At 68.1% G+C, this 19,763-nt stretch carries 16 protein-coding genes and 1 riboswitch; of the genes, 6 read left to right on the top strand and 10 right to left on the bottom strand.

Annotation, left to right across the window (positions count from 1 at the left end; genetic code table 11):
- Positions 1 to 18: 18 nt before the first annotated feature.
- Complete coding sequence (gene ahcY, locus NJD74_RS10990) at positions 19 to 1,464, bottom strand: adenosylhomocysteinase (RefSeq protein ID WP_046273657.1); 1,446 nt, start codon at positions 1,462 to 1,464, stop codon at positions 19 to 21.
- Between the two features lie 35 nt (positions 1,465 to 1,499).
- Positions 1,500 to 1,588: riboswitch (S-adenosyl-L-homocysteine riboswitch) on the bottom strand.
- Positions 1,589 to 1,714: 126 nt separating this feature from the next.
- Here ahcY and NJD74_RS10985 point away from each other — a divergent pair.
- Complete coding sequence (locus tag NJD74_RS10985; RefSeq protein WP_319624192.1) at positions 1,715 to 4,249, top strand: prolyl oligopeptidase family serine peptidase; 2,535 nt, start codon at positions 1,715 to 1,717, stop codon at positions 4,247 to 4,249.
- Between the two features lie 285 nt (positions 4,250 to 4,534).
- Complete coding sequence (gene ppc / locus NJD74_RS10980; RefSeq protein ID WP_319624191.1) at positions 4,535 to 7,246, top strand: phosphoenolpyruvate carboxylase; 2,712 nt, start codon at positions 4,535 to 4,537, stop codon at positions 7,244 to 7,246.
- Between the two features lie 41 nt (positions 7,247 to 7,287).
- Here ppc and NJD74_RS10975 read toward each other — a convergent pair whose 3' ends face one another.
- A complete protein-coding gene (locus tag NJD74_RS10975) occupies positions 7,288 to 7,806 on the bottom strand; it encodes an acyl-CoA thioesterase (RefSeq protein WP_070471768.1) in 519 nt (172 codons plus the stop codon).
- A 244-nt stretch (positions 7,807 to 8,050) separates the two neighbouring features.
- Positions 8,051 to 9,262, bottom strand: coding sequence for a methionine adenosyltransferase (gene metK, locus NJD74_RS10970; RefSeq protein ID WP_019182462.1), 1,212 nt, complete (start codon positions 9,260 to 9,262; stop codon positions 8,051 to 8,053).
- 360 nt (positions 9,263 to 9,622) lie between these two features.
- Between metK and NJD74_RS10965 the strand changes: the two genes are divergently transcribed.
- Genes NJD74_RS10965 through NJD74_RS10955 form a run of 3 tightly spaced genes read left to right on the top strand, consistent with a single transcriptional unit; the run spans position 9,623 to position 12,027 of the window.
- Positions 9,623 to 10,465 (top strand): UDP-2,3-diacylglucosamine diphosphatase, encoded by an 843-nt coding sequence (locus tag NJD74_RS10965; RefSeq protein ID WP_319624190.1) that lies wholly within the window; start codon positions 9,623 to 9,625, stop codon positions 10,463 to 10,465.
- Positions 10,466 to 10,513: 48 nt separating this feature from the next.
- The gene (locus NJD74_RS10960) at positions 10,514 to 11,590 is read left to right on the top strand and encodes a metal-dependent hydrolase (RefSeq protein WP_313210181.1); all 1,077 of its coding nucleotides are present in this window, start codon (positions 10,514 to 10,516) and stop codon (positions 11,588 to 11,590) included.
- Positions 11,587 to 12,027: a hypothetical protein gene (locus NJD74_RS10955; RefSeq protein WP_313210179.1), complete on the top strand. Its 441-nt coding sequence runs from the start codon at positions 11,587 to 11,589 to the stop codon at positions 12,025 to 12,027. Before NJD74_RS10960 ends, NJD74_RS10955 begins: the two co-directional genes overlap by 4 nt.
- A gap of 13 nt (positions 12,028 to 12,040) precedes the next feature.
- Here the strand turns inward: NJD74_RS10955 and NJD74_RS10950 are convergent, their stop codons facing one another.
- From NJD74_RS10950 to NJD74_RS10925, 6 genes are all read right to left on the bottom strand, one after another.
- A complete protein-coding gene (locus NJD74_RS10950) occupies positions 12,041 to 12,868 on the bottom strand; it encodes a methyltransferase domain-containing protein (RefSeq protein ID WP_319624189.1) in 828 nt (275 codons plus the stop codon).
- A 10-nt stretch (positions 12,869 to 12,878) separates the two neighbouring features.
- Positions 12,879 to 13,871 carry a tRNA dihydrouridine synthase DusB gene (gene dusB, locus NJD74_RS10945; protein ID WP_046273672.1) on the bottom strand — a complete coding sequence of 331 codons (993 nt, stop codon included), beginning with the start codon at positions 13,869 to 13,871 and terminating at the stop codon, positions 12,879 to 12,881.
- A gap of 220 nt (positions 13,872 to 14,091) precedes the next feature.
- Complete coding sequence (locus NJD74_RS10940; RefSeq protein WP_319624188.1) at positions 14,092 to 14,838, bottom strand: SagB/ThcOx family dehydrogenase; 747 nt, start codon at positions 14,836 to 14,838, stop codon at positions 14,092 to 14,094.
- Positions 14,839 to 14,852: 14 nt separating this feature from the next.
- Positions 14,853 to 16,190 (bottom strand): YcaO-like family protein, encoded by a 1,338-nt coding sequence (locus NJD74_RS10935; RefSeq protein ID WP_070471742.1) that lies wholly within the window; start codon positions 16,188 to 16,190, stop codon positions 14,853 to 14,855.
- Entirely contained in the window at positions 16,187 to 16,765 is a 579-nt protein-coding gene (locus tag NJD74_RS10930) for a hypothetical protein (protein WP_046273664.1), read from the bottom strand. The genes NJD74_RS10935 and NJD74_RS10930 overlap by 4 nt, the downstream gene beginning before the upstream one ends.
- A gap of 51 nt (positions 16,766 to 16,816) precedes the next feature.
- Positions 16,817 to 17,674, bottom strand: coding sequence for a hypothetical protein (locus NJD74_RS10925; RefSeq protein WP_070471743.1), 858 nt, complete (start codon positions 17,672 to 17,674; stop codon positions 16,817 to 16,819).
- Positions 17,675 to 17,807: 133 nt separating this feature from the next.
- On the opposite strand from NJD74_RS10925, the gene NJD74_RS10920 reads away from it, so the two are divergent.
- Entirely contained in the window at positions 17,808 to 18,401 is a 594-nt protein-coding gene (locus NJD74_RS10920; protein ID WP_070471744.1) for a phosphatase PAP2 family protein, read from the top strand.
- A gap of 387 nt (positions 18,402 to 18,788) precedes the next feature.
- On the opposite strand, the gene NJD74_RS10915 is transcribed toward NJD74_RS10920, so the two are convergent.
- A complete protein-coding gene (locus tag NJD74_RS10915; protein ID WP_019182451.1) occupies positions 18,789 to 19,754 on the bottom strand; it encodes a ribokinase in 966 nt (321 codons plus the stop codon).
- Positions 19,755 to 19,763: the final 9 nt, after the last annotated feature.

Below are 19,763 nucleotides of genomic sequence, written 5' to 3'. Positions count from 1 at the left end.
ACTGGACCGGCAGGCCGATCAGTAGCGGTAATGCTCCGGCTTGAACGGACCATCCACCGGCACGCCGATGTAATCGGCCTGTTCCTGGCTCAGGGTGGTCAGCTTCACGCCGATCTTTTCCAGGTGCAGACGCGCCACTTCCTCGTCCAGCTTCTTCGGCAGCAGGTACACCTTCTTCTCGTAGCTGTCCTTGTTCGCCCACAGGTCGATCTGTGCGAGCGTCTGGTTGGCGAACGAGTTGGACATCACGAAGCTCGGGTGGCCGGTGGCGCAGCCCAGGTTCACCAGGCGGCCTTCGGCCAGCAGGAAGATCGCGTTGCCGTTCGGGAAGACGTACTTGTCCACCTGCGGCTTGATGTTGATGTGCTGCACGCCCGGGAAGCCGACCAGCGCATCGACCTGGATCTCGTTGTCGAAGTGGCCGATGTTGCAGACGATGGCCTGGTCCTTCATCGCGCTCAGGTGCTCGATGCGGATGATGTCCTTGTTGCCGGTGGTGGTGACGTACAGGTCGGCACGGCCCAGGGTGGATTCGATGGTGTTGACCTCGAAGCCTTCCATCGCGGCCTGCAGGGCGCAGATCGGGTCGATCTCGGTGACCACCACGCGCGCGCCGTAGGCACGCAGCGAAGCGGCGCAGCCCTTGCCCACGTCACCGTAGCCGCAGACCACGGCGACCTTGCCGGCCAGCATCACGTCCATCGCGCGCTTGAGGCCATCGGCCAGCGACTCGCGGCAGCCGTACAGGTTGTCGAACTTGCTCTTGGTGACCGAGTCGTTGACGTTGATCGCCGGGATCAGCAGGGTGCCGGCCTGGGCCAGCTGGTACAGGCGATGCACGCCGGTGGTGGTCTCTTCGGAGACGCCCTTCCAGTCCTTGACCACGCGGCCCCAGTAACCCGGGCGCTCGGTGGCCACGCGCTTGAGCAGGTTCTTGATGACCTGCTCTTCGTGCGAGGCGGCTTTTTCATTGACCCAGTTGCTGCCGTTCTCGAGCTCGTAGCCCTTGTGGATCAGCAGGGTCACGTCGCCGCCATCGTCCACCACCAGCTCCGGGCCGGTCAGGGTGCCGTCGGGCAGGGTGAAGGTCAGTGCATCCAGGGTGCAGTCCCAGTATTCCTCCAGCGACTCACCCTTCCAGGCGAACACCGGGGTGCCGGACTTGGCGATCGCGGCGGCAGCGTGGTCCTGGGTCGAGAAGATGTTGCACGAGGCCCAGCGCACGTCGGCGCCGATGTCCTTCAGGGTCTCGATCAGCACCGCGGTCTGGATGGTCATGTGCAGCGAGCCGGTCACGCGCACGCCCTTCAGCGGCAGGGTGGCGGCGTGCTTGCGGCGGATCGACATCAGGCCCGGCATTTCATGCTCGGCGATGTCCAGCTCCTTGCGGCCCCAATCGGCCAGGGAGATGTCGGCAATCTTGTAATCGCCTTCGGTGGAGAAGGTCTTGGCAACAGCGTTCATTCAAAGCTCCGGTGTAATGACGAGTCGGTACTCGTGTTCGCCGGGCGCCGTTGGAACCAATCCTGGCCACCGAGCCTGGCCGCCCCCGGAAAGGTCCGGAACGGTCGCAGCGCCCCTCGGTGGAGGGTCGCCCATTATATCGCGGCCCGCTGCGTTGGCATGAATCGGTCCCCGCCCCCAACCATCGGCAGGGGGGCGATCGGCGCCCGGCTGTTAAGGTCGGGGGTTTGTATCAGCATAGGGACGGAACATGACACGCAACCATGGTCGACGCGCACCGCAATGGCGCCATACCTTGATCCTCGGCCTGGCCCTGCTGGCGGTGCCGCCGTTGGCGCTGGCCGCCGCGCCGGCCGCGAAGACCTCTGCGCAGGCCGTGGCCGCCGCCAAGGGCGACCCGAGCGGCTATGAGCTGCCCTCGCCGGCGCTGCAGGCGGTGGTCGACGCGCCGCGTGCCCCGACCCTGAGCCTGTCCCCGCGCCGTGACCTGGCCGCGCTGCTGCAGACCCCGCCGCTGCCGTCGATCAACGACGTCGCCCAGCCCGAACTGAAGCTGGCCGGCCTGCGCATCAACCCGGCCACGCATTCGGCCAGCCGCTTCAGCTTCGCCGACAAGCTGTGGCTGATGAGCGTCGCCGATGGCAAGGAGCGCCAGATCAGCGGGTTGCCGCAGCCGTTGTCGATCGCCACCTTTGCCTGGTCGCCGGACCAGAAGTACATCGCCTTCAACCAGGTGCACGCGGCCACCCGCACCAATGAGCTGTGGATCGTTGATGTGGACGCCGGTTCGGCACGGCGCCTGGTCGGCGATCTGAACACGGTGATGGGCGATGGCTACAGCTGGCAGCCCGACAGCCGGGGCCTGCTGGTGATGCAGCAGCTCAAGGGCCAGGGGCCGGCACCGTCCGCCGGCGGCATTCCGACCGGCCCGGCGATCCAGCAGACCGAGGCCGACGCCGGTGTGCGCACCATCCGCACCTACCAGGACATGCTCAAGAACGAGGCCGATGCCCGCCTCTTTGACTACTACGCCAGCGCGCAGCCGGCCAAGGTCGCGCTCGACGGCGTGACCACGCCGCTGACCACCGGTGGGGTGTACTGGGATGTCACCCTCTCCCCGGATGGCCGTTACCTGCTGAGCGAGCGGGTGGTGCGTCCGTATTCCTATCTGGTGCCGGCCGGCGCGTTCGCGCGTCGCATCGAAGTGCTGTCCGCCGTGGACGGCAAGCTGGAGCACACCGTAGCCAACCTGCCGTTGAAGGAAGGCCTGCCGACCGGCAACGATGCGGTGGCCACCGGCGTGCGCCGGATCGACTGGCGCGCCGATGCCCCGGCGACCTTGGTCTGGGCCGAGGCGCAGGATGGTGGCGACCCGAACCGCGAGGCCAAGGTGCGCGATGCGGTGCTGATGCAGGCCGCCCCCTTCGACAAGCCGCCGGTGACCCTGGCGCAGCTGGGCAGCCGCTATGCCGGCATCCAATGGGGCCGTGGTGATCTGGCGCTGCTCAATGAATCGTGGTGGAAGAACCGCGAGGTCAAGCAGTGGCGGATCGCGCCCGACCAGCCGGAGAAGGCAGCTGAACTGCTGTCCGCACGTTCCTCGCAGGACCGCTACAACGATCCCGGTCGCCCGGGCCTGGTGCGCGACGTCAACGGGCGCGCGCGCCTGCAGGTGAGTGCCGATGGCCGCAGCATCTTCCTGTACGGGCTGGGCGCCTCGCCGGAAGGCGATCGTCCGTTCGTGGACCGCTTCGATCTGGACAGCAAGCAGACCACGCGCCTGTTCCACTCGCAGGCCCCGTCCTATGCCGCGCCGGTGGCGCTGCTCGACCAGGAAGGCACCTCGCTGCTGTTGACCCGTGAATCGCCCGATGAGCCGGCCAACTTCTACGTGCAGTCGCTGGGTGATGCCACGGCTGCACCGAAGGCGCTGACCCACTTCCAGCACCCGCTGCCGCAGCTGCGTGGGGTGAGCAAGGAGCAGATCCGCTACAAGCGCAACGACGGCGTCGACCTGACCGCCACGCTGATGCTGCCGCCGGGTTACAACGCGAAGAAGGACGGTCCGTTGCCGCTGCTGATGTGGGCCTACCCGGGGGAGTTCAAGACCGCCGAAGCCGCCAGCCAGGTCACCGATTCGCCGTACCGCTTCAACGCGATCAGCTACTGGGGTCCGCAGGCGTTCCTGGCCAAGGGCTACGCGGTGCTGGTCAGCCCGTCGATGCCGATCATCGGTGAGGGCGACAAGGAACCGAACGACACCTACCTGCCGCAGCTGATCGCCAATGCCGAGGCCGCCGTGAATGAAGTGGTGCGGCGTGGCGTGACCGACCGCGAGCACATCGCGATCGGTGGTCACTCCTACGGTGCGTTCATGACCGCCAACCTGCTCGCGCATACCCGCCTGTTCAAGGCTGGCATCGCGCGCAGCGGCGCCTACAACCGCACGCTGACCCCGTTCGGCTTCCAGGCCGAAGAGCGCAACTACTGGCAGGCGCAGGACGTCTACCAGAAGATGTCGCCGTTCAACTATGCCGACAAGATCAAGGACCCGATCCTCTTCATCCACGGCGTGGACGACAACAATTCCGGCACGTTCCCGATCCAGAGCGAGCGCATGTTCGCCGCGGTGAAGGGGCTGGGCGGTACCTCGCGCCTGGTGATGCTGCCCAACGAATCGCATGCTTACCGCGCGCGCGAATCGATCATGACCATGCTGGCCGAAAGCGAGCGGTGGCTGGAGCAGACCGTAGGCGAGGGCAAGCCGGTCAAGAAGAAGCGCTGATCGGCCCTGGCCGGCACCCATCGTGATGGGGCCGGCCACGATCCGATGCGGATCCTGGTCGTTGATGCCGGCGGTTGGCCGGCACGGAAAATGACAGGTAGGTACCGGCCGTTGCCGGTACGAAAAATGACGGGTAGGTACCGGCCGTTGGCCGGTACGAAAAATGATCGGCAAGCGCCGGCCAGCGGCCGGCACTACCAGATGTAACTATTTGCGCGACGCAGCAACGACGCGATTGTGGGTTAGGCTTGAGCGGATTCCGTTCCCGAGGCCAGTGCGTCGCAGATGAACGAGTACCGTAGCAGCATCGTTTTTGCCACTCCCGATATTCCCCTGCGCGACGATGTACGCCGACTCGGCGCACTGGTCGGCGACCTGCTCGCCGAGCAGGTCTCCACGCAGTTTTTCGATGATGTGGAACAGGTGCGTACGCGCGCCATCGCCCGCCGCGAAAGCGACGCCCCCCTGTCCGATCTCAATGATGCGCTGACCGGCCTGCCACCGGCACGCGCCGAAGCGATGGTGCGTGCGTTCAGTACCTATTTCCAGGTGGTGAACATCGCCGAGCGGGTGCACCGCATCCGCCGCCGCCGCGACTACCAGCGCGCCGGTACCGCCACGCCGCAGCCCGATGGCCTGCAGGACGCACTGGTCAACCTCAAGGCACAGGGCGTCACCCTGGACGAACTGGCCGAGTGGCTGCCGCGCATCGACATCGAGCCGGTGTTCACCGCGCACCCGACCGAAGCGGTCCGCCGCGCGCTGCTGGAGAAAGAGCAGTTGATGGTGGCCAGCCTGGTCGACAACCTCGACGGCCAGCGCACGCCGGGTGAAGCGGCCGCCGACGCCGCGCGTTTCCGCATGGCGCTGACCGCCTCGTGGCAGACCACCGATTCCTCGCCCGTGCGCCCGACCGTGGAAGACGAGCGCGAGCATGTCGGCTTCTATCTGGTGCAGGTGCTGTACCGGGTGATTCCGGTGCTGTACGAATCGCTGCAGCAGGCACTGCTGGATACCTATGGCCAGGAACTGCCGCTGCCGCGCCTGCTGCGTTTCGGCACGTGGGTAGGCGGCGACATGGATGGCAATCCGAACGTGGATGCCGGCACCATCCGCAACACCCTGGATGCGCAGCGCCAGGCCGTGCTCGGCCGCTACCAGAAAGACCTGCTGCAGTTGGCCAGCCTGCTCAGCCAGTCCACCGAGCGCGTGGCGGTCAGTGATGAACTGCAGGCCCGCGTGGACCATTACAAGGCGTTGCTGCCCAAGGTCACCTCGCGCCCGCGTCATGCCGACATGCCGTACCGTCTGCTCAATGACCGCATGCGCGCACGCGTGCAGGCGACGATGGACGATGCGGAAGGCGCATACGTGTCGCCGCAGGAACTCACCGACGACATCGAGCTGATCCTGCGCAGCCTGCACGAGAACAAGGGCGACCATGCCGGCGGCTTCGCGGTGCGTCGCCTGCTGTGGCGGGTGCGCACCTTCGGCTTCCATCTGGCGCGGTTGGATGTGCGCCAGGAGTCCAGCGTGCACGGCCGGGCGCTGGCCAGCGTGCTGGATGGGCAGGAGGCCTGGGACGCCGCTGATGCGGTCACCCGCGCGGCGCGCCTGGCCCCGTTCGCCAGTGGCGAGCGGGCGCTGCCGGCGAGCGATGAGGAGGGCGGTGAGCGGCTGGATGCAGTGTTCGCGGCACTGGCCGATGCACGCCGGCGACACGGTGCCGATGCGCTGGGCAGCTACATCATCTCGATGGCGCACGACCGCAGCGATGTGCTCGCCGTACTCGCGCTGGCGCGCCGCGGCGGCCTGGTGGATGACGCCGGCGCGGTGCCGCTGGACATCGCGCCGTTGTTCGAAACCGTGGATGACCTCAAGCGCGGTACCGACACCCTGCGCGATCTGCTGGCCGACCCGGTCTACCGCACGCACCTGGCCTCGCGCGGTGATGTGCAGATGGTGATGCTCGGCTATTCGGACAGTGGCAAGGACGGTGGTATCGCGGCCTCGCGCTGGGGGCTGCAGCGCGCCCAGGTGGAACTGCTGGACGTCGCCGCCGAGAACGACATCCGGCTGACCTTCTTCCACGGCCGTGGCGGCTCGATCAGCCGCGGGGGTGGCAAGACCACGCACGCCGTGGATGCCTCGCCGCGCGGCAGCATCGACGGCCGTCTGCGCGTGACCGAGCAGGGCGAAGTGATCCATCGCAAGTACGGCATCCGTGCACTGGCGCTGCGCTCGCTGGAGCAGTCCACCGGTGCGGTGCTGCGCTCCAGCCTGCGCCCGCGCGCAGCGGAACCGCGCGAGGAACAGTGGCGCCCGGTGATGGACCTGATCGCGCAGAAGAGTGCGGAGGCGTACCGCGCCTTCGTCGGCCAGAAAGACTTCATGCAGTACTTCCGCCTGGCCACGCCGATCGACGTGATCGAGCGGATGACCTTGGGCTCACGCCCTTCGCGCCGGCTGGGCGAGGATGCCGCACTGACCAACCTGCGCGCGATTCCATGGGTGTTTGCGTGGAGCCAGGCGCGTGCCGTGATCCCGGGCTGGTATGGCGTCGGCAGTGGCCTGCAGGCGGCGATCGATGCCGGTCACGAAGGCCTCCTGAAAGAGATGGCGCGCGACTGGCCGTTCTTCAGCACCTTCCTGGACGACATCGCGATGGTGATGTCCAAGGGCGACCTGACCATCGCCGAGCAGTTCTCGCAGCTGTCCGGTGCATTGCATGGGCGCTTCTTCCCGCAGATCCAGGGGGAGCTCGACCTCACCTCACAGTGGATCCTGGCACTGACCGGGCAGGACACGCTGCTGCAGCACGATCAGCGCTTGGCGCTGTCGATCCGCCTGCGCAATCCCTACATCGATCCGATCAGCGTGCTGCAGGTGGACCTGCTGCGCCGCTGGCGGGAGAGCGGTGGCGAAGACGATGACGTGCTGCGCGCGCTGGTGGCGTGCGTGAACGGTGTTTCGCAGGGCGTACAGAACACCGGGTAGGCCATGAAGGGGGAGTGCCGGCCGCTGGCCGGCAGCGCTTCTCAGACCCGCTCGACCAGATCACCTGGTGCAGGCGGATTGGATGCCAGCAGCTCCAGGTGGCGCTGCTCCATCTCCTCGCGCAGCTGGCGGCGGATCAACGCGGCGGCATGCCGGCGGCGTTCGTCGGCAGTTTCCAGCACCAACGGCGGCACCGGGGTCGGCTTGCCGTCGTCATCCACCGCGACCATGGTGAAGAAGCAGCTGTTGGCGTGGCGCACGCTGCGCTTGAGGATGTCCTCGGCCACCACCTTGACCCCGATTTCCATCGAGGAGGTGCCGGTGTAGTTCACCGAGGCCAGGAAGGTGACCAGCTCGCCGACCGCGATCGGCTGGCGGAACATCACCTGGTCCACCGACAGGGTGACCACGTAGCTGCCGGCATAGCGGCTGGCGCAGGCGTAGGCGACCTGGTCGAGCAGGCGCAGCACCGCACCGCCGTGCACCTTGCCGGAGAAGTTGGCCATGTCCGGCGACATCAGCACCGTCATGGAGAGCTGGTTGGATTTGAATTCGGGCATGGCTGGAGTGTAGCGCCGCTTGACCCATTGGTAGAGCTGACCGTTGGTCGGCTGGTCGCGCGCGGCGCGACGATGGGTCAAGGCGCCAAAACGACGACGGGCCGCTTTCGCGGCCCGCCGTTTGTTTCGCCGATCATTGCCGCGCTGCGCGCGGCCAGCCGACCAACGGTCGGCTCTACCCGCCGCCAGCCGACCAACGGTCGGCTCCACCCGTAAGAAAAGGGCCGCTTTCGCGGCCCGTTTCTTACTTCAACTTTGCATCCGCGCGCAGGGCGGCGGCGCGATCGGTCTTCTCCCAGGAGAAGGCGGTCGCATTGACCTGTTCGCCAGCACCGTTGGTGTAGCTGAACTCCTTGGCCTTGCGGCCGAAGTGGCCGTAGGCCGCGGTCTGCTGGTACATCGGGTGGATCAGGTCCAGCATCTGGATGATGCCGTACGGGCGCAGGTCGAAATGCTTGCGGATCAACTTTTCGATCTTGTCATCGCTGATCTTGCCGGTGCCGAAGGTGGTGACCGAGATCGAGGTCGGCTCGGCCACGCCGATGGCGTAGGAGACCTGCACTTCGCAACGGTCGGCCAGGCCGGCGGCCACGACGTTCTTGGCGACGTAACGGGCAGCATAGGCAGCCGAACGGTCCACCTTGGACGGATCCTTGCCCGAGAACGCACCACCACCGTGACGGGCCCAGCCGCCGTAGGTGTCGACGATGATCTTGCGGCCGGTCAGGCCACAGTCGCCCACCGGGCCGCCGATCTCGAACTTGCCGGTCGGGTTGATGTGGAACTTGGTGCCCTTGTGCAGCCACTTGGCCGGCAGCACCGGCTTGATGATCTCTTCGCGGACGGCCTCGATGAGGTCCTTCTGCTTCACGCCCGGGGCGTGCTGGGTCGACAGCACCACCGCGTCGATGGCCGAGACGGCGCCGTTTTCATAGCGCAGGGTGACCTGGCTCTTGGCATCCGGGCGCAGCCAGGACAGCGGCGAGTTCTTCTTCTTGCGGATCTTGGCCTGCTGCTCGACCAGGCGGTGCGACAGGTGGATCGCGGCCGGCATGTAGCTGTCGGTCTCGTTGGTGGCATAGCCGAACATCAGGCCCTGGTCGCCAGCGCCCATTTCTTCGGGCTTCTTGCGGTCCACGCCCTGGGCGATGTGCGGCGACTGCTTGCCGATCAGGTTCAGCACGCCGCAGGTCGCGCCGTCGAAGCCGACGTCGGAGCTGTCGTAGCCGATGTCCAGGATCACCTTGCGGGTCAAGGCTTCCAGGTCGATCCAGGCGCTGGTGGTGATTTCACCGGCGACGATTGCCACGCCAGTCTTGACCATGGTTTCGCAGGCCACGCGCGCACGCTTGTCCTGGGTCAGGATCGCGTCCAGCACCGCATCGGAGATCTGGTCGGCAATCTTGTCCGGATGGCCTTCGGAGACCGATTCGGAGGTGAACAGGTAGCTGGACATCAGGCGTAATATCCTTTGATTCGGATGGAAAGATGGGCGCGAATGATACACGGCAAGTCGCGCGCTTGCATTGTGCGCCAGCGAGGGTTGCCCGTGGTTAAGCCTGCGTGCCCGTCGCAGGGCCCGGTGTGACGGGATTGAGGCCCAGCGTCACCGCCCAGTGTTCCACCAGCGTGACAAACGGCCGCCCGCAGCGGCACCTGCCCCGACCGGCACGCCAGCCGCACGCGCCCTCACGATGGGCGCGACGGGCGTCCGAACCCCGCGAGCGTCATCGGCCCGTCGTCAAACCGCCATCGGGCTGTCGTCGACGCAGGGCAGGCTTCGGCGCATCCGGCCGCCGGACCTGAGGAGCACGCCATGCACGACGTCGAGCAGCGCGACGCGCGGGGGGCCGCCAAACGGCCCGTGACGACCCTGGCGCCCCATCGGCGGGCCGTCTTCCTTTCCGACGTCCACCTTGGCTCACGCCACTGCCATGCCGCCGAACTGGCCAGGTTCCTGGCCGGGCTGCGCTGCGAGCGCCTGTATCTGGTGGGCGACATCATCGACCTGTGGTGTATGGCGCACCGCCGGGCCAGTTGGCGGCCGGCGCACAGCGAGGTGATCCAGGCCCTGCACGCGCTGCAGCGGGCCGGCACCCGGATCATCTACATCCCGGGCAACCACGATGCTTCGCTGCGCAAGGTCTGCGGGCTGATGCTGCCGGCCATGCAGGTACGCCGGCGGGCGATCCACGTGACCGCCGACGGACGGCGGCTGCTGGTCGTGCATGGTGACGACTACGACGGCATCACCCATTTCGGTGGCCTGCAGGAGCGCTTCGGCGACTGGCTGTACTACCGCATCCTGACCGGCAACCACCTGCTCAACGCGGTCCGGCGGCGGCTGGGTCAGCGCTACTGGTCTCTCTCTGAATTCCTCAAGAAGCGCAGCGGCGCGGCCGAACGCTACATCGAACGCTTCGTCCAGGCCGGGCTCGAGGATGTGCGTCGGCGTGGGCTGGACGGGATCGTCTGCGGGCATATCCACCGTGCCGCGCTGGTCGAGCGCGACGGGCTGATCTATGCCAACGACGGTGACTGGGTGGAAAGCCTGACCGTGCTGGCCGAAGACCCGGATGGGAGCCTGCGGCTGCTGGATCACACCGGGCAGACCCTGGTGGCGCTGCCCGGCAGCGCCGAATTGGCCAGAGCGGCCTGAGCAGAACGGCAGAGGCGCATGGCCAGTCCCGGCTGCTAGCATCGGCCGATGGACTCCTTTACCCAGATCGTTCTCGGCGGCGCGGTCGCCGCCGCCATCGCCCCGGCCGGCCATCGCCGCGCGGCCCTGTTGGCCGGTGCCGCACTCGGCACCCTGCCGGACCTGGATGCGCTGGTACTGGCCTTCACTGCTGCCGATCCCGTGGCGCTGATGGTCGAGCACCGCAGCTACAGTCACTCGCTGCTGGTGCTGCCGTGGGTGGCTGCGCTGATCTGGTGGCTGTTCAAACGGTTCGGTCACGGCCGCGTGGCGCAGGCGCCGGGGCGCTGGTTCTGGGCGATCCTGCTGGCGCTGATCACCCATCCGCTGCTGGATGCCTTCACCGTCTACGGTACCCAGCTGTGGTGGCCGTTCACCCCGCACCCGACGATGTGGGCCAGCGTCTTCATCATCGACCCGCTCTACACCGTTTGGCTGCTGCTCGCCTGTGCAGTGGCATGGTTCGCGCGGGCGCGTCCGCTGGCGCAGAAAGCGCTGGTGGCCGGGCTGGTGCTAAGCAGTGGTTACCTGGGCTGGTCGTTGCTGGCCAAGCACACCGTCGATCGCGACGCCGATCGCGCGCTGGCGGCGATGGGGCTGGGCGATGCGCCGCGCTTCTCGGTGGCGATGCCGTTCAACACGCTGCTCTGGCAGGTGGTGGCGATGACGCCCAACGGCTACGTGATCGGCGAACGCTCGCTGATCGCCGACCGCGGCCCGATGACCTTCGAGGGCCATCCCTCCAACGTGCAGGCCCTGCGCCAGGCAGCCGAGCTGCCGGCCGTGCAGCGGCTGAACTGGTTCAACCGCGGCTTCATGCGTGCCCAGGTGGTCGATGGCGAACTGCGGCTCAGCGATCTGCGCATGGGCCTGGAGCCGGACTACACCTTCACCTTCGCGGTTGCGCGGGCGGAAGGCGATGGCTGGGCCGGGATCACACCGCGACAGCTGCGCCCGGCGTATGAAGGGGAGCAGGGCAGGACGATGCTGAAGCGCCGGTTCGCGGCCCTGTGGCAGCGCATCTGGCATGCGCCGCCGAGCACCGACGTGATCGCACCGAAGGCAGGTTGGACGGAGGCACCGTGACCGAACGGTTTGAAATGGAGATCAATGGCACGCGCTACACGCGGCTGGCCGATGTACCGCCGGAATACCGCGCGCTGTTGCTGGATGTGACCCCGGGCCGCTCGGCCGAGCAGCCGGCGGTGCCGTTGCGCGAGATCCTGCACAAGGCCAAGGCGCAGCCGGACCGCGCGCGCCAGCAGCAGGTGCTGCTGGACGAGCTGCGCAAGGTCGATCCCGAGCGCGCGCGACGCATGCAGAACAAGCTCACCGAGCGCAGCCAGCGGCCGGCCACCGGTACCCTGGAAGTGGGCAGCACGCCCACCGCACGCCCGCGCGAAGGGGCCCGCAACACCGCCGGTGGCAGCACGGTGGCCCCGGGGGACCGGGGCGGACTGGGCATCTGGTTGCTGCTGGCCGCCGCGGTCGTGGTGACCGTGATCGCCTGGGCGACGCGCTAGCGCCGCCCCCCGGTCAGTACACCGTCGCGCGCGCCTGCACGAAGGAGAAGAAGAACACCGCGTTGGGGTCGTTCTGGACCAGGCTGAACTCGCGGCGCATCCCGTCCACCGTCTCCTGGTCGACCAGGCCGGCTTCCAGCAGCGGATCGGCCGCCGACAACAGCAGCTGCTCCCAGAACGCGATCATCGTCTTGCGACGCGCCGGCTCGCGGTTGTCCAGGTGGATGGTCTTGATCTCGGTGTGCACGTCGCGGAAGCCGCCGGCCAGCAGCAGGTTGCCGAGCTTGGCACCGACGAACGGATCGCCGCCGTGGTCGTACTGGAAATCGTTGAACGCCATCCAGTAGCGCCAGATGTGCGGCGAGTAAGGATCGAGCAGGAACGAGGCGTTCATCACTTCGGTGACATACACCGGCGAACCCGGGACCAGCACGCGGCGCGCTTCGTTGAGCACCCGCGCCGGCGAAGGCACATGCTCCAGCACCCAGCACAGGAAGGCCGAATCGAACTCGCGCGCACCGAACGGCAGATTGCCGGCGTCGGCCTGCAGCAGGGTGTAGCGCTCGCGGCACCATGGGGTCTTGGCCAGGTTGGTGGCGGCAGTGGCCAGCTGCGCTTCGCTCAGGTCCACGCCGGTGACGTGCAGGTCCGGGAACCGCCGCAGCAGGATGTCCGTCTGTGCGCCCACGCCGCTGCCGACTTCCAGCAGGCGCGTTGCGCCGCCGTAGTCGATGCCGCTGAAGATGCTCGATTCGAACAGGCGCGACTGGGTGACCAGGCGATGCTGCTCGGTATCGGAAAAGCCGTGGAGATAGGTCGGTGCGGTGATCGGCGGGTTCATGACAGAAGGCTCAGGCAGCGGACGACAACGGCTCGCCGGCGGCGAGGGCGTCGAAATAGTCGGTGGTCAGGGCGACCTGGCTGGCGGCATCCTCGGCGCGGTTGACCACCGCACGGAAGGCGGCGTTCTCCGGCCGGTCCTTGGCGTACCAGCCCAGGTGTTTGCGCGCGATGCGCACCCCCTGCTGCTCGCCATAGAAATCGTGCAGCGCGTGCAGGTGGCCCAGCAGCAGATCGCGGACCTCGGTGACCGAGGGCGGCGCCAGCAGCTCGCCGGTGGCCAGATAGTGCGCCACCTCGCGGAAGATCCAGGGCCGGCCCTGGGCGGCGCGGCCGATCATCACCGCGTCCACGCCCGTCTGCTTCAAGACCTGCGCCGCTTTCTGCGGTGAATCGATGTCGCCGTTGGCGACCACCGGAATGCGCAGCGCCGCCTTGATCGCGGCGATGGTGTCGTATTCGGCGGTGCCGGTGTAATGCTGGTCGCGGGTACGGCCATGCACGGCCAGCGCGGCGATGCCGCTGTCCTCGGCGATGCGCGCGATCAGCGGGCCATTGCGGTGGTCGCAGTCCCACCCGGTGCGGATCTTGAGCGTGACCGGCACGTCCACCGCATTGACCACCGCGCCCAGGATGCGCGCGACCAGGTCTTCATCGCGCATCAGCGCCGAGCCGGCCCAGGCGTTGCAGACCTTCTTGGCCGGGCAGCCCATGTTGATGTCGATGATCTGCGCACCGTTGTCCACGTTGTAGCGTGCTGCCTCGGCCAGCTGCTGCGGCTCGGTCCCGGCGATCTGCACGCTGATCGGGTCCGGCTCGCCGGCATGGTCCATGCGGTGGAGCGACTTGCGGGTGTTCCAGAAGCGCGGGTCGGAGATGGTCATCTCCGAGGCGGCCAGGCCCGCGCCCAGCTGTTTGCACAGCAGGCGGAAGGGCTTGTCGGTGACACCGGCCATCGGTGCCAGCACCACGTTGGGCTGGATGTTGTAGGGGCCAATCTGCATGTGCGCATTGTAGTGCCGGCCGCTGGCCGCCAACCACGCAGGTACCGCTACCTGTTCAGGCCTATCCGGAAGGGCCTGATGCGCTCCGGTCATGAGCATATGCTTGACGATTGGTTCCGCCGCCCCCAGCAGCGGCGGATGCTGGGTGGTTACCGGTCGTGCCGGCCGCTGGTCTGGAATCGCATGATCAGGTGCGGCCTGCCGCGATTCCGGCGATCGTTCAGGGCACCGGGCCGCACGCATAGGCCAACACCGCCAGATGCCGCTGCGGGTCGAGCCCGAGCAGGGCCAGGAGGGCGGCGTCGTCGAACGAGCCGATCGCGCAGCCGGCGGCGTTCATCGACGCCACCTGCTGCCCCAGCGCTCCCAGCCAGACTCCAGCCTCGATCAACACGAAGCGGCCGCCGCGCTCGCCGTATTTGGCCAGCGTCCCACCTGGCTCGGCGATCAGGAACAGCACGGCCGCCGGCCGCTCCGGCCAGTCCACGCCCAGCAGCCCGGACAGCGCCGGCCATGCGGGGCAGGGCCCCACCGGTACCAGCGCGTGCTCGAGCGGGTCGTACCAATGGATGCCCGGCGCTGATGCGATCGCATCGTCGATGCCGTACAGCGCGGCATAGGCCTGGATCGGGTACTTGGCCCCACCGGACGGCAGACGCCGCGTGTCACTGTCGCCGGGCCGGGCCCGCAGCGGGGCCAGCACGCGCCCCAGTTCCTTCACGCCCCACTGTACATCACCGAAACGGCGGCCACTGCGGCGCTGCGCGAGGGCATCGCCGGGGCGTACCGGGTCCGGCAAGGCGACGCCGGCTGCTGCATGCAACGGCCGTGGCGGCGACCAGGCGCGTGCGGCATCTTCGGCGATGCGCGCGCGCATCACGTCTGCGCGCGCGGGATTGAGCTCGCCGTTGTGCCAGAACAGATGGAACAGCGGGGCATCGTCCCAGGGGGAAGGCGGTGACGGCATGCGGTCCTCGGGGATCAGCCCAATGGATGCGGGAAGGGGTTGGGAAAAGCGCCGCCGTGCGGCACGCCGGGATAGCGCCATGCCACGTCCCGGCAGCGGCCACCAAGGAACGGCGCACGTTCGTCGGCATGCAGACCGCTGAGCTGTGGCGACAACACCCGCATCACCCGCAGGCCAGCCGCGGCCACATCGGCGGTGGTCAACTCGCGGTAGTACAGCGCGATGCCGGCACGGCCCAGCCGGCGCCGCAGCTGATCCAGCTCGCCCATCGCGCGCGGCGCGGCCGGGCGATCCGCTGCGCCGGGTGGGGGCAACTGCAACGTGCTGCGGCCCGCCTCCCGCAGCAGCGGCAGCTGCGACCACAGCTCCGGGCGCAGGGTGTAGAAGGCGGCATGCTCGTCGAAGCTGCGCAGCGCTGCGGGTTCACGAGGCAGCCGGGCGCTTTCGCGGCCACACAGATGCGCGGCAAAGGTCAGTGCCTGCTGCCATTCCAGCAGCGCCTTGTGCAGTGCCTCGCCCGGATCGGCGCGGCAGGCGATGCCGAGGACGTAGCGGGGGCGGCCTTCGAAGGGAATGCCACCGGCGACCGCGATGACCGGGTGCGGATTCCAGTGCTGGGTCAGGTCGAACGCCTGCAGTTCACCACCGCGCGCGTCCACATGGGCGTGCCATTGCGCCGGCAGGGCGATTCGCCGGCCGGCCACGCCATTGAGCCAGGTGACCGCCAGTGCATCGCGCTCCAGCAGTTCCTGCGCCGCGCGCAACAGCGCCAGCCAGGCGCCATCGCGCCCATCCCGCCAGGCCGCCAGACCACTGGACGTCGATGGCAATCGCGCCTGGCCGCTGCGCGGCCCCAGTCCAACCAGCTCTTGCGGCACCCAGGCGACCCGGTTGTCGTCCAGCGCATGCACCGCTGCGAACAGGTCCTCGTCGCGTTCGGGCATCGGCCACGGGAAGTCCGGCATGGCGCGTTGGCTCGCCGAGAACAGCGCGAACGCCGATTCGTCCAGACGTTGTGTGGGCGTCAGCGCATCGCGACGACGCACGTCCAGGCTCGCCTGCGCCGCCGCCAGCCGCTCCAGCGCCTCGGCGACCGCGCCGTCGGCGGCCGCAGCGGCCTCCAGCGCAACCGCGCCCGAGACGCCCTGCCAGGGATTGGCCGGGTCGGCCGGCGTGGCGGCATTGTGTACGCGCCGTCCCTCGAACAAGGGGCCGGTTGCATCGCACGGGTTGGCCTCGATCGGTTGGGCCGGGCGCACCAGGCCACAGCGCGGACGCGCTGCGCCGTGCAGCAGGTGCGACGACAGCGTGGGCATATCCGGCTCTGCCGCCTGCACGGCGGCGCGGCTCATTTCATCACGCTCAGCCAGAGCATCATCTCGAGCGCGCCCACGGCGAACAGGCCCAGCAGCAGCCCGATGGCGATGCCGATGCCGCGCCCGAGCGAACGCCCCGCGCGCTCATAGACCAAGGCATAAATGCCGAGATACAGCCCGACGGCGACGAACAGCCCGAATATCGGGTTGGAGGTGCTGATGAAAATGCCGCCGCCGATCGCGGCCAGCGGCAAGGCGAACAGCCCCAGCAGTATCCGGCTGGTGCGGCTCAGGCCGGTTGCCGGCATCACCGGTGCCGGTGCCGCCGGGTGATCGGGAGTGACGGCACTGGGCGGTTCCTGCGGCAACGCAGGTGGCTGGCCGTGGCGCTCGGTGGGGGTATCGACGGTGACGGGGGGGATGTCTGCGGCGCTGCTGATGGCGGCGGGCGCGACGGGTTCCAGCTTGCCCAGCACCACTGCCGACAGTACCGAGGTGCCGAGCAGGGTGACGACGCAGGAACTGCAGGTAGTCGATGTCGAGCCGCCACCTGCCGCGGCAAGGTCCTGGCGCGAGGCACTGGCATCGAACTGGGTCGGCAGGCGATACATGGGGTCACTCCGTTGACCGAGGCGGAAACGCCCGGCGCACGCCCCACATTATCACGGGCGCCCGGTGTCCCAAGGCAGCGGCAGCGGTGCAGGCATCGACATCTCACCGCCCTGGCAGGCGGGGCACCACGGCAGCCGCAGCACCCGGTCGCGTTCCCCATGCAGGCGATGCAGGTCGAGCCAGACGCTGCGTTCGAGATAGCCCAGCAACAGGTGCGGCTGATCCAGCAACGGCGCGACCAGCGCCGCGATCCGTGCCGGTTGCGCTGCGACTTCCGGCAGTGCCGGCACCACCGCTTCGCCCCAGCGGCGCAGTACGCGGTTGCCCAGGCAATACACACAGGCAGTCTGGCCGGGCGCCACATAGGGTCCAAGCGCGAGGGTATGGTGATAGCTGAGGTCCAGCAGCAGATGCGGCTGTACCGGCATATGTGACACGTAGCGGGCCAAGGCCTGTTCCCAGCCGAGCCCGTGGCGGACCAGCACGAGGAGATCGGCATCGGCGGCGGCATCGACGCGCTGCAGGTCCGCACCAGCATGCTGGTCGAAGGCCTCGGCCAGCCCAGGCAGCGGTTCCCCGAGCCAATCCAGTGCATAGCGGCGCACAGGGCGCGCCGCCTGCGACGGCACCAGTACGCCGAGGCGCATCAACTGGCGGACCGCCGGGCCACAGTCGGCATCGTCCTGCAGAAGCGTCAGTGTGTCGTCCTGCCAATGGCCGAGGATGCGTTCGATGACCGTCGGGGTATCGGCCTCGTCGACCACATACAATTCGTCGGCGCCACCGGACACCAGCAGCAGCGGGCGCTGCGCATGGGTCTGCGAAAACAGGGCCCAGGCCGGATTGCGCGTCCAGCGCGGTGTGTCCGCGTGCGTACGTGCGTGTTGCTGACTGCCTGCTGCTGCCACTGCGTACAGTCCCGGTATCCGCGAAAGCGCAAGGATAGCGGCAAACACGCTTGCCACGTTCTGCTACGGTGCGCGCGTGCCCACCCCGCCTCATGCCCGCGCTCCGCTCCCGCATCCGCCCTGGCGCGAGGCCATGCTGTGGATGCTGCTGCTCGGCGCGATGTTCATCCATGGCTACAGCTGGACCAATCAATGGGCCGCCAGCCAGGCCCATACCTACAGCCTGCACGGTCGCTGGGACGAGGCGATCCCGTTCTGGCCATGGACGATCTGGCCGTACCTGGCGCTGAACCTGCTGTACCCGCTGACGTTCTTCCTCTGTCCGACCCGATCCGCCCTGCGCCGCCATGCGATGGCCATCGCGCTGGTGCAGGCCGCCTGCATGCTCGCCTTCGTGTGTTGGCCGACCGGCAACGTGCGTGTTTTGCCGCAGCCGGATGGCGCGAGCGGACTGGTGTTCGCCCAGCTGCGCGCGTTCGAGGCGCCGTTCAACATGGCGCCGTCGCTGCATGCCGCGGTACTGGTGGTGGTCTGGCAGGCATGGCGGCGCTGGCTGCTGGCCGATACGGCGGCGTTGCGCTGGCTGTGGCACGGCGCCTGTGGGCTGATCCTGGTCTCGACACTCACCACCTGGCAGCACGATCTGCTGGACGTGCTTGCCGGCCTCCTGGTGGGCGCGCTGGCGCTGTGGATCACCGCGCTGTTTGGCGACGTCGCTGGGGCCTGACGGCTGATCCATCCTCGAAGGCGAGTGCAGGCGCGGCGGTCAGTGGGTCGGGCGCTGTGGCGCGATGCCCTTGCCGGCGAATGTCCTCCGGCGTCGGCCTGCGGCCGCCGCCTCCCCCTTGATTTCGCCCACAAGGGCATCGCGCCCCACGTGTCCAGGCCACCGGCGTTGCATGGAGAGCACCGGTTTTCCTTTTGCATACCGCGAGCCGGAGCTCCGTAGCGACCGGTAGGCCCCTGGGCAAAATCAAGGAGGAGGCCGTCGCCGCAAGGCGGCGGCCGGGGGACATTTGCCGAGGGGCCTACCGGTCGCTACGGGGCCCTCACGGTCGCGAACAAAAAAAGGCCAGCGCGAACGCTGGCCTTCCGATATCCACACCGGTGACGCTTACTTGTTCTCGGCATCACCCGGGGTGAAGTGCGGCATCGCCGCAGCGGCGCCTTCCTTCTCGGTCGAACGACCGGCGAACTGGTTGGCGAACCGCACGTGACGGGCGAAGGCCGCCTCCGGGTCCTGCGCGATCGAGGCGACCAGGGCGCCGTTGAACGCATCGCCGGCACCGGTGGTGTCCAGCACCTGCACCTGCTCGGCGCCCACGCGGTAATACGGCTGGGTATCGCCACGCAGGTTCTCTTCGGCGTGCGAGACGAACACACCCACCGAACCCAGCGTCACCACCACGGTGCCGTTGCCGACCAGCTTGCGGCACAGCGCATGCAGGCTGGCGCCATCCAGCGCGGCGACATCGTTGGCATCCACGCGCTCGCCGACATGACGGCCGAGCAGGGCGGCGAACTCGGTCTCGTTCGGGGTCAGCACATCGGCCAGCTTGAGCAGGCCGATGCTGGAGGGCGCATCGGCAGGCGCGACGTTGAGCACGGTGGTGGCACCGGCCTCGCGTGCGATGGCCAGGGCCGCCTCGATCGTTTCCACCGGCGATTCCAGCTGCGCCAGCACCACCTTGGCACCGGCCAGCAGCGCACGCTGCTGGTCAACGAAACCCAGGCTCAACGCGGCGTTGGCGCCCGGGCCGATCACGATGGTGTTGCGGCCGCGGCTGTCGACATAGATGCCGCCGGTGCCGGTCGGCTCGCTGCTGGCCTCGGCGGTCAGCGCGAAACCGTCCTGCTCGGCCAGCCCGCGGGCCATCGCACCGCCGGCGTCATCGCCCAGCGCGCACAGGAACGTGGTCGGCGCGCCGGCACGGCGGGCGGCCACGGCCTGGTTGAAGCCCTTGCCGCCGGGACCGGTGCTGTAGCGGCCGGCAATGGTCGCACCCGGGGCCGGGAGCGACTCACAACGCCAGACATGATCCACATTGAAGGAACCGATTACGACGACACTGCTACTCATAAAGACTGT

This window comes from Stenotrophomonas sp. RG-453, assembly GCF_033843685.1.
GTDB lineage: Bacteria > Pseudomonadota > Gammaproteobacteria > Xanthomonadales > Xanthomonadaceae > Stenotrophomonas > Stenotrophomonas bentonitica_A.
Note: the sequence above shows the minus strand (reverse complement) of the source record. Positions and strands in the feature narration are given on the sequence as shown.